This is a genomic window from Clostridium acetireducens DSM 10703, from assembly GCF_001758365.1.
Lineage (GTDB): Bacteria > Bacillota > Clostridia > Clostridiales > Clostridiaceae > Clostridium_C > Clostridium_C acetireducens.
In genome coordinates this window covers 1-10,773 of sequence record NZ_LZFO01000049.1, presented here as the reverse complement: position 1 = coordinate 10,773, position 10,773 = coordinate 1, and the positions used below count along the sequence as shown (strand labels likewise).

At 26.9% G+C, this 10,773-nt stretch carries 9 protein-coding genes; 3 read left to right on the top strand and 6 right to left on the bottom strand.

What is annotated here, in order from left to right; genetic code table 11:
- Window positions 1-218: 218 nt before the first annotated feature.
- Window positions 219-764 carry an NADH peroxidase gene (locus CLOACE_RS10950; protein ID WP_070111292.1) on the bottom strand — a complete coding sequence of 182 codons (546 nt, stop codon included), beginning with the start codon at window positions 762-764 and terminating at the stop codon, window positions 219-221.
- A gap of 321 nt (window positions 765-1,085) precedes the next feature.
- On the opposite strand from CLOACE_RS10950, the gene CLOACE_RS10945 reads away from it, so the two are divergent.
- Together CLOACE_RS10945 and CLOACE_RS10940 are read left to right on the top strand one after the other, a co-directional pair.
- Window positions 1,086-1,655 (top strand): LemA family protein, encoded by a 570-nt coding sequence (locus tag CLOACE_RS10945; RefSeq protein ID WP_070111291.1) that lies wholly within the window; start codon window positions 1,086-1,088, stop codon window positions 1,653-1,655.
- 11 nt (window positions 1,656-1,666) lie between these two features.
- Window positions 1,667-2,479: a TPM domain-containing protein gene (locus CLOACE_RS10940; RefSeq protein ID WP_070111290.1), complete on the top strand. Its 813-nt coding sequence runs from the start codon at window positions 1,667-1,669 to the stop codon at window positions 2,477-2,479.
- Window positions 2,480-2,512: 33 nt separating this feature from the next.
- On the opposite strand, the gene CLOACE_RS10935 is transcribed toward CLOACE_RS10940, so the two are convergent.
- The 5 genes from CLOACE_RS10935 to CLOACE_RS10915 all read right to left on the bottom strand — a co-directional run bounded on the left by CLOACE_RS10935 (window position 2,513) and on the right by CLOACE_RS10915 (window position 10,189).
- A complete protein-coding gene (locus CLOACE_RS10935; protein ID WP_139141331.1) occupies window positions 2,513-2,938 on the bottom strand; it encodes a stalk domain-containing protein in 426 nt (141 codons plus the stop codon).
- Window positions 2,939-3,239: 301 nt separating this feature from the next.
- Complete coding sequence (locus tag CLOACE_RS10930) at window positions 3,240-4,598, bottom strand: PFL family protein (RefSeq protein WP_070111288.1); 1,359 nt, start codon at window positions 4,596-4,598, stop codon at window positions 3,240-3,242.
- 12 nt (window positions 4,599-4,610) lie between these two features.
- Window positions 4,611-4,880 (bottom strand): ACT domain-containing protein, encoded by a 270-nt coding sequence (locus CLOACE_RS10925; RefSeq protein ID WP_070111287.1) that lies wholly within the window; start codon window positions 4,878-4,880, stop codon window positions 4,611-4,613.
- Window positions 4,881-4,993: 113 nt separating this feature from the next.
- Window positions 4,994-6,340, bottom strand: coding sequence for a transglutaminase-like domain-containing protein (locus CLOACE_RS10920; RefSeq protein WP_070111286.1), 1,347 nt, complete (start codon window positions 6,338-6,340; stop codon window positions 4,994-4,996).
- 90 nt (window positions 6,341-6,430) lie between these two features.
- The gene (locus CLOACE_RS10915; RefSeq protein WP_070111285.1) at window positions 6,431-10,189 is read right to left on the bottom strand and encodes a phosphoribosylformylglycinamidine synthase; all 3,759 of its coding nucleotides are present in this window, start codon (window positions 10,187-10,189) and stop codon (window positions 6,431-6,433) included.
- Window positions 10,190-10,423: 234 nt separating this feature from the next.
- Between CLOACE_RS10915 and CLOACE_RS10910 the strand changes: the two genes are divergently transcribed.
- Window positions 10,424-10,773: threonine/serine exporter family protein (locus CLOACE_RS10910; protein ID WP_139141330.1), on the top strand; the 350-nt coding region annotated here is incomplete at its 3' end.

Here is a 10,773-nt window from a genome sequence, read left to right as displayed (position 1 = left end):
AAGTATTCACTCCTCTTTGTTGTGTATTTTTGGTGGTACTTAAATATTCGACATTTTGGGGTGAATTTCCTTTTTGAATAATAAAAAAGTTAGTAAAATCAATGATTATAAAATATGAAATTTACTCAATTAAATAAATATCTACTTTTAAAATGAAATATTTATTTAATTAAAAAACCTATACGTTAATATCGTATAGGTTTTTTATAATTAATTTACTATTTAAAATATCTATTTAGCAATCCTCTAAAAGCTGAACCGTGTCTAGCTTCATCTTTGCACATTTCATGTACTGTATCATGAATTGCATCGTAGTTTAATTTTTTAGCTAAAGTTGCTAAGTCTTTCTTTCCTTGGCAAGCTCCATGTTCAGCTTCTACTCTAACTTCTAAGTTTTTCTTTGTATCAGCTTCTACTACTTCTCCTAATAATTCTGCAAATTTAGCAGCATGTTCTGCTTCTTCAAAAGCTATTCTTTTATAAGCTTCTGCAATTTCTGGGAAACCTTCTCTATCAGCTTGTCTACTCATTGCAAGATACATACCTACTTCTGTACATTCTCCTGTAAAGTTAGCTCTTAATCCTTCTAAAACTTCTTTATCTACATCTTTTGCAACTCCTATTTTATGTTCATCAGCCCAAGCCATTTCTCCTTCAACTTTTTCTATAAACTTTTCCTTTGGAACACCGCATTGAGGGCACTTATCTGGTGCTGAATCTCCTTCATGAATATATCCACATACTGTACATACAAATTTTTTCATTATAAACTCCTCCTAATTTATAAAAAATTTATGTTTTGTTAATTATTATTTTTTAATTATAATTATTATACAATAATTATAATTAATGTTCAAGCTTTTTTCCAATTTATCTAAAATACTACTAATTGAAGTTTTTTATTTTACTAATTTAAATATATTTTACCATTACAATGTTATAATGTTCAATTTTTTAAATTTATATATACTTTAATTTTTAAAAAATTAAAATATAATTTATATTTTGTAAACCCATGTAGACTTTTTATATAAATGTTTTATATAATAGACATGAATATATTAAAATTTTAGGAGGTAAATACTATGAATAAGACTTTAAAAACTATATCTATAATAGTAGGAATACTTATTATAATAACAATCCCCTTTATAACAACGTATAATAAAATGGTAACTTTAGATCAAAATGTTCAAAAGTCTCAATCAGATATAGATACTCAACTTCAGAGAAGAAATGACTTAATTCCAAATTTAGTTGAAACAGTAAAAGGATATGCTAAACAAGAAAAAGATATATTTACTGATATAGCAAATGCTAGAGCAAAACTGGGTGGTGCACAAACTGTTGCAGATAAAGCTGAAGCAGATAATGAACTATCTTCTGCTCTTTCAAGACTTTTAGTTGTAGTAGAAAGATATCCCGAACTTAAATCTAACGAAAACTTTAAAGATTTAACTATAGCTCTAGAAGGTACAGAAAACAGAATAAATATAGCAAGACAAGATTATAATAAGGCTGTAGACAATTATAATATTAAAATTAGAAAATTCCCTAATTCTATAGTATCTGGTATAGCAGGTTTTGAGAAAAAACCTTATTATAAAGCTAGCGAAGGTGCAAAAGAAGTTCCAAAAGTAAATTTTAGTGAGTAGGTTTATATACTATGAAAACTTATAAAAAAAATTGCCTTCGCTTTTTTTTAATATTTGCATTACTTTTATTATTTTTATTACCTTTTAATAAAGTAACCGCAGAACCTAACATACCTAATCCTACAAATTTAAAATATGTAAATGACTATGCTAATATATTAGATAATAATACAAAAGAATCTATAGTATCTGTGGGTAAAGAATTAGAAGATAAAACTGGTGCTCAAGCTGTAGTAGTTATAATAAATTCTCTAGAAGGATATGATATTCAATCTTATGCAAATAAATTATTCAGAAAATGGGGAATTGGTCAAAAAGACAAAGATAATGGTCTTTTAATATTAGTATCCATGAATGATAGAAAAAGACGTGTGGAAGTTGGTAGAGGATTAGAAGGCGCCATTCCCGATATCTATTCTAATAAAGTAATGGAAGATATTTTTAAGCCTTCTTTTCAATCTGGAGACTATAATAAAGGAATTGATGAAAGTTATCAAGTATTTGCTACTAAAATAGCAAAAGAATATAATGTTAATTTAGAAAAAAGTAAAAATATATCCTTACCAAAAGAATCAAAAGAAAGTAATTCTAGTAAATTTCCTATTAAAATAATTGTATTTTTAGTATTTTTAGACATTATATTTAATAAAGGTAGAATTATTAAATCCATATTAGAACTTATATTTTATAGTTCATTTTTTAATAACAATAGACCTGGGGGCGGAGGTTTCGGTAGTGGCTCTGGTGGTTTTGGTGATTCTGGTGGTTTTGGTGGTTTTGGCGGAGGTTCTTCTTCTGGTGGAGGCTCCTCTGGAGATTGGTAAAAAAAGGTATCTCTAAAAAATTGAGATACCTTTTTATTTTATAACTACTTCATTAGTAATTTCATTATATTCTGAATTCAAATCAAATAAATGGTTTACATAATTTATGGGCATCATTATTTCACCATTTATTAATTTAATATTACTTATTTTATTATAATGTATAATATTTTTTCTTTTTAATATAACAATATTATTTTTTTTTATTTTTATAAGATTTCCCATATAATTTAATATTTTATTATAATTTTCTTCATTATTTTTTACTTCTACAGCTCCTATAGTACTAGCAACATGCATTAAAGGTAAATATATCTGATTATCTTTTTTAAAAGGTTTAACTTTAACATTATTATCTTTATTAATTTTTAAGAATTTTTTATAATCATTGGAGTTTACTTTCAGCATAGCTTTACCATACTTATATTCACAGCATGCTTCGTATATTATGTATATCATAACAATAATAAAATACAAAATAAGTACAAAAATAATATAAATAAATTTATTTATTTTATTCACCACCTTTCATAAATTTTGTAACAACAACTTATATGTAAATTAAACCCAATTATATTATAAGGTATAAACAAACCTATAATTACATTATAAATACTATATTTTTAAGTGTCAATCATAATAATATTTAAATATAGTTAAGTTGTTAAACAAAAAATCATTGATATAATTTGCAAATAAAAAAAATTAAAAAATAAAAATGTTCTTATGATAAATTTATCATAAGAACATTTTTATTTTTTTAATTTTTGAAACTATGCACTGGAGCCGGTATTCTTCCACCTCTATCTACAAATCTTTTACTGGAAAATTTATTTATTTTCATTACAGGAGCTCCTCCTAAAAGTCCACCAAACTCTACATAGTCCCCCTCTTTTTTACCTATAGCTGGTATTATTCTCACCGCTGTAGTTTTGTTATTTATAACACCTATAGCTGCTTCATCTGCAATTATAGCAGATATAGTTTCTTTTGTAATATCTCCTGGTACAGCTATCATATCCAAACCAACAGAACATACACAAGTCATAGCTTCTAGCTTTTCAAAAGTCAAAGAACCTTTATTTACTGCTTCTATCATACCAGCATCTTCACTAACTGGTATAAAAGCTCCACTAAGACCTCCTACATGTTCACATGCCATTATTCCTCCCTTTTTTACTGCATCATTTAACATAGCTAATGCAGCAGTTGTTCCAGGTGCTCCACAACTTTCTAATCCTATTTCCTCTAATATATTAGCTACGCTATCACCTACTGCAGGTGTTGGTGCTAAAGATAAGTCTACTATACCAAAAGGCACATTAAGTCTCTTTGAAGCTTCATTAGCTATAAGCTGACCCATTCTAGTTATTTTAAAAGTAGTTCTTTTTATTGTTTCTGCTACTTCGTCAAACTTAGCTCCTTTTTTACTTTCCAATGCTGATTTTACAACGCCAGGTCCACTTATTCCTACATTAATTATACACTCAGCTTCTCCTACTCCATGAAATGCTCCAGCCATAAAAGGATTATCTTCAACAGCATTTGCAAAAACCACTAATTTAGCACATCCTATGCCATCCTTATCTGCTGTTAGCTCTGCAGTTTTCATAATAATTTGTCCCATATCTTTAACAGCATCCATATTTATACCTGCTCTAGTTGAACCTACATTTACAGAAGAACATACTAAATCAGTAACAGTCAATGCTTCTGGTATAGATTTTATTAACTTTATATCTCCATTAGTATACCCTTTATGTACTAATGCAGAAAAGCCTCCAATAAAGTTTACTCCAACAGCTTTAGCTGCTTTATCTAAAGTTTTTGCAAATTCAACATAGTCATTATCATTTGATGAAGAAGCCACAATTGACATAGGTGTAACAGATATTCTTTTGTTTATAATAGGTATACCACATTCTCTTTCTAATTGTTCTCCTACTTTTACTAAATTTTCAGCATATTTAGTTATTTTATCATAAATTTTTTGTCTGGACTTTTTTCCATCAGAATCACAACAATCTAATAATGAAATACCCATAGTTATAGTTCTTATATCTAGTTTTTCTTTTTCTACCATTTTTATAGTGTCTAAAATATCAAAAGAACTTATCACATAAATCACTCCTTATACATGATGCATAGAATTAAATACTTCCTCAAGCTGAATTTTTATAGAAAGTCCTATTTCTTTTCCTTTCTTATCCAAAATATCTCTAAGTTCATCAAAAGTAACATTTAATTTTTCTAAATCTACTAACATAATCATAGTAAAATATCCTTGTACAATTGTTTGACTTATGTCTAAGATATTAACTCCATGATTAGCCAATATACCAGTTACATTAGCTGTAATTCCTATTTTATCTTTACCTAAAACTGTAACAATTGCTTTCATTTTCTTCACTCCTTGTAAATTTATTTATATTATATAATATCATAAAATTATTAGTAATCTTTATATTTTCAACAAAAAATTTTAACACTATTTATTATTAACTTTCTACTTCATTACTGTATTGGTCTTAAATATGTAGTATGATTGCAATTTATTTTATTATCTCCTTTATAATTCCAAATAATACTTCCTTCTACTAAAGGACCACTAGCATTATATCCTGCAATTATATGTCCTGAACTGCTTAAATTAGCAAAACAATTATAGTTAGGTATTATCTTTCCCTTATTATACAATTGGTATGTAGGTTCAACTACTATCCAACCATACTCTGGCAAATAAAATTCAGCCCAAGCATGTCTATTATAATCTAAATTAATGTTTTTATTATTAATTTGTAATGGCTCTAATCCATATCCACTTACAATTCTAGCAGGCACACCAACACTTCTACACATAGCAATAAATAAATCAGCATAATCTTCACATACTCCTTTGCCAGTTTTTAAGGCATTTAATGCTCCTTTATTTGCTTGCAAAGGATCATATTTTATATAAGTATTTACAAAAGCATATATTTTTTTAGCTTTATCAAAAGGATTAGTTGACCCTTTTGTTATTTCTTTAGATTTTTTTAAAATTAAGGTATTATTACTCTCTATTTTTTCTTCTGGTTTAGTATATTTACTATAATATTTAAATTTGCTATAATCTCCAAGTGTTTTTGATAAATCTACTTTATACTTAATTCCACTATTCTCTATATTTCTAACCACTTTATATTCTAAAGATTGTCCCTTATAAGCAAAATTCTTTATAATAGCTCTCTTATTTCCGTAAGCATCTGTACTTATTCTTATTCCTGATCCATAGGCTTTTAAATCCAAATCTTTTTGATAAGGAGATTTGCTTAAATTTCCTATGTTAAATTGTAAATCAAAATCTGTTTTACTTTCAGATTCACCATTACAATTTACATTTATTATATCTATAATTTCATATTTTTTACTTTCAACATTTTGATATATAGATTTATTATCTATATATTCTTCTTTATTTAAATCATAGATAGTAAAATTCATTTTTAAATTTTTTTCTAAATTAGAATTAGATTGAGATTCTATACTTTTATTTATTATTAGAGAATAGGTTTTTCCTTCTTTATATTTATCTTTAGGTGATACTAAAATTGAATTACCTTTATAATTACTTGAAACATTAATATCTACAAATTTATTTTCTTCATCTAAAACCCATATATTTTTTTTATTTATTGAATCTATATTAATTTTATCATTAAGTCTTATATTCCATACTTTATCTGGGGGTATATCGTATTTTGAAGGCCAAATTTCAAAATCATCTTTTGCAAAAACATTGTTTGGAGCAAATGAGAAAATTATCAAAATTAATAAAAAGTTTAAATACTTTTTAAATACGCATATGCTTTTTTTGTTCATTTTATACACCTGCCTATTGTATTAAAATAAGAGTATCATAAACTAGATACTCTTATTTTAATACAAATTTATACTTATTTCCATTGTTAATTATCTAAAGTAATTTACACCAGATTCAAATATTTTCTGTTCCTTATTGCCTGGTATATTTATATGAACATTTTCTCCTGCTCTTTCAGAATGAGCCATTTTACCCAGTATTCTTCCATCTGGACTTGTTATAGCTTCTACTGCAGATATAGATCCATTTGGATTAAACTCTATATTATATGAAGGATTTCCATGAACGTCTACATATTGTGTAGCTATTTGTCCATTTTTCATAAGCTTATTTATTAAATCTTCACTAGCTACAAATCTGCCCTCACCATGAGAAATAGGTACAGTATATGTTTCTCCTAATGTTACATTACTAAACCAAGGTGACTTATTAGAAATAACTTTAGTATGCACCATTTTTGAAACATGGCGTCCTATATTATTATAAGTTAAAGTAGGATAATCCTCTTCTATATCTCTTATTTCTCCAAAAGGTAAAAGACCTAATTTTATAAGTGCTTGAAATCCATTGCATATTCCTAACATAAGACCATCTTTATTATTTAAGAATTCCATAACTGCTTCTTTAATTTTTGGATTTCTAAATACTGTAGCTATAAATTTTCCAGATCCTTCTGGTTCATCCCCAGCACTAAATCCACCAGGAATCATTATTATTTGAGATTTTTTTATTTCTTTTACCAACTCACTTATTGAATTTTCTATATCTAATGCAGATAAATTTCTAAATACTAAAATATTAGCTTCTGCTCCTGCTTTTTCAAAAGCTTTTTTAGAATCATATTCACAATTTGTACCAGGAAATACTGGTATTAATACTCTTGGCTTAGGAACTTTTATAGATGCTATTTTAAAATCTTTTTTACTAAATATATCTGTAATTATATTTCCTTTAGGTTCTTCTGCTTTAGTTGCAAATATATTTTCTAATGGTTCTTCCCAAGCCTTTATTGCTTCTTCTATACTTATTTTTACATCATTTATACAAATACTTTCTTCAATTTGAGTATATCCTAGTAATTTAAAATCTTTATTCTCAAAGTATTCATTTAAATTTAAATCTTTATCAACTTCTATTATTATAGAACCATACTTAGGTACAAATAATTCTTCTTGTGCTATTTCTTTTTCTAATTTTATTCCTATTTTATTTCCAAATGCCATTTTGCTAATAGTAGCAGCTATTCCTCCAAATCCTACGCTAGAAGCAGATTTAACCTTTTTATCTTCAATTAATTTATTAATTTTATCAAAATTTTTCTTTAGTAAATCTAAATTTGGCAATCCATCTTTACCTATAATTGAAGGAATTAATATAACTTTGCTATTTTCATTTTTAAATTCACAAGATACTACTTTTGTAACATCTACTACATTTACAGCAAAAGATACTAATGTAGGTGGAACATTCATATCTTTAAATGTTCCTGACATACTATCTTTTCCACCTATTGCTGGTATATTAAATTTCTTTTGAACATAAAATGCTCCCAATAAAGCTGCAAATGGTTTTCCCCATTTTGTAGAGTCTTGTCCTAGTTTTTCAAAATATTCTTGTAAACTCAATCTTATATTCTTGTAATTTCCTCCAAGAGCCACTACCTTAGTTATAGATTCTAATACTGCATATAATGCTCCATGGAAAGGACTCCATTTAGCTATAATAGGATTAAAACCATAAGTCATTATAGTTCCTGTTTTAGTGTCCCCTGATTCTATTGGAAGTTTAGCAACCATACCTTCTTCAGGTGTTAATTGATATTTTCCACCAAAAGGCATAATAACAGTTCCTGCTCCTATTGTGCTATCAAATCTTTCAACTAAACCTCTTTTACTGCATACATTTAAATCTTTTAAATTTTTTAACCAATAGTTTTTTAAATTTTCTATTGAAGTATTATGGAAATAACTACTTTCTTTGGGAGACTTTACTTTTATACTTGTAAACTGCTTAACTCCATTAGTATTTAAAAAATCTCTACTTATATTAACTATGCTATTGCCTTTCCAATTCATTTTTAATCTATTAGTATTTGTAACTTTAGCTACTATTGTAGCTTCTAAATTTTCTTTTTTAGCAAATTCTATAAATTTATCAGCATTATTCATAGAAATAACTACAGCCATACGTTCTTGTGATTCTGATATTGCCAATTCTGTTCCATCTAATCCCTCATATTTTTTAGGTACTAAATCTAAATTTATATCTAAGCCATCAGTTAATTCTCCAATAGCTACAGATACTCCTCCTGCACCAAAGTCATTACATCTTTTAATCATTTTGCTTACTTCACTATTTCTAAATAATCTTTGAATCTTTCTCTCTGTAGGAGGATTGCCCTTTTGTACTTCTGAACCACAAGTAAAAATAGACTTTTCATCATGTTCTTTTGATGAACCTGTTGCTCCACCACATCCATCTCTTCCTGTTCTTCCACCAACTAATATAACTATATCCCCTTCTACAGGTTTTTCTCTTACTACATTTTCTTTTGGTGCTGCTGCTATTACAGCTCCTACTTCCATTCTTTTAGCTATGTAATCTTCATCATATATTTCAGATACTTGTCCAGTTGCAAGTCCTATTTGATTTCCATAAGAGCTATATCCTTGAGCGGCTTCCATTGTTATTTTTCTTTGAGGAAGTTTTCCTTCTAATGTATCTTCTATATTAGTTCTTGGATCTCCGCTTCCAGTAACTCTCATAGCCTGATAAACATAAGACCTTCCAGATAAAGGATCTCTTATAGCTCCTCCAAGACAAGTTGCTGCTCCTCCAAAAGGTTCTATTTCAGTAGGATGATTGTGAGTCTCATTTTTAAACATTACAAGCCATTTTTCATCTTTACCATTTATTTTTGCATCAATTTCTATGCTACATGCATTAATTTCATCAGATTTATCTAAATCATCTAATAATCCTTTTTTTCTTAATTCTTTCATACTTAAAGTAGCAATATCCATAAGACATATATCTTTTTGCTTATCAGTATACACAAATTCTCTGGATGATAAATACTCTTGATAAGCATTTTTGATAGGTTCAGTATATAAACTATTTTCTATATCTACATCTTGTATACAAGTCATAAAAGTAGTATGCCTACAGTGGTCTGACCAATACGTATCTATAACTTTTATTTCTGTAACAGTAGGATTTCTTTTTTCTGTGTTCTTAAAATAATCTTGGCAAAATTTAAGATCTTCTAAGCTCATAGCCAATCCTTCTAATTCTATAAACTCTTTTAACTTATCTAAGCTATAATTATTAAAATCTTTTAAAACTTTAACAGAATTTGGTGTGTCAAATTCCATATCTAATGTTTTAGGCTTTTCTAAAATAGCTTCTCTTGAATCTACAGGATTTATACAATAGCTTTTTATTTTATTAAATTCCTCATCTTTTAAATTTCCTTCTAAAATATAAACTTTAGATGAAGCTATATTAGGTCTATTACCTTGTGTTAATATTTGCATACATTGAGCAGCAGAATCCGCTCTTTGATCGTATTGTCCTGGTAAATACTCTACTGCAAATACCCTATCTTGGGAACTAAACTTTAAATCTTCATTATAAACAAAATCTACAGTAGGCTCAGAAAAAATAGTATTTTTAGCTTTATTTAATTCTTCTTCAGATATACCAGATACATCATATCTATTTAAAATCCTTAATCCTTTTAAATTTTTTATGTTTAATGTAATTTTTATATCGTTAAAAAGATTCTTTGCCTCTACATTAAAATTCGGTTTTTTTTCAACGTATATTCTTTTTACATCACTTTTCATACCTTTTTCTCCTTTTAAAAATATTTTTTACGAATATTTTTCACTGTCATTATTTAAACGTTCGTATATATTATAACATATAATTTTTAAAATTCATAGTATTTAAATAACTATTAATAAATTTTCTTAATTATAAAAATTGTTAAATTAATTTTATATAAATTGATTATTAGAATTAGTACTAGTATAATTAATAACATAATAGAAACTAAATAGGACGAAAGGGGTGATACTTTGGATATAAATAGAGTAATTCATATAGCTGTAGAAGCCGGAAGAATTATGCTAGAAAATGGAGCTGAAACTTATAGAGTAGAAGAAACTATATATAGAATTTGCAATGCTTATAATATAAATGAAGCCGATAGTTTTGTTACTCCCACTGGAATAATGGTATCTGTAGCTAATAACTATGGTCAAACTATTTCATTAATTAAACGTATAAAAGTTAGAACTGTAGATTTAGAAAAAATATCTTTAATAAATGATCTTTCAAGAAGTATTACAATTGAAGCCATAACTTTAGATTCCTTTGAAGAAAATTTAAAAAAAATAGATAATGAAAAAAAATACAGTAATTCATT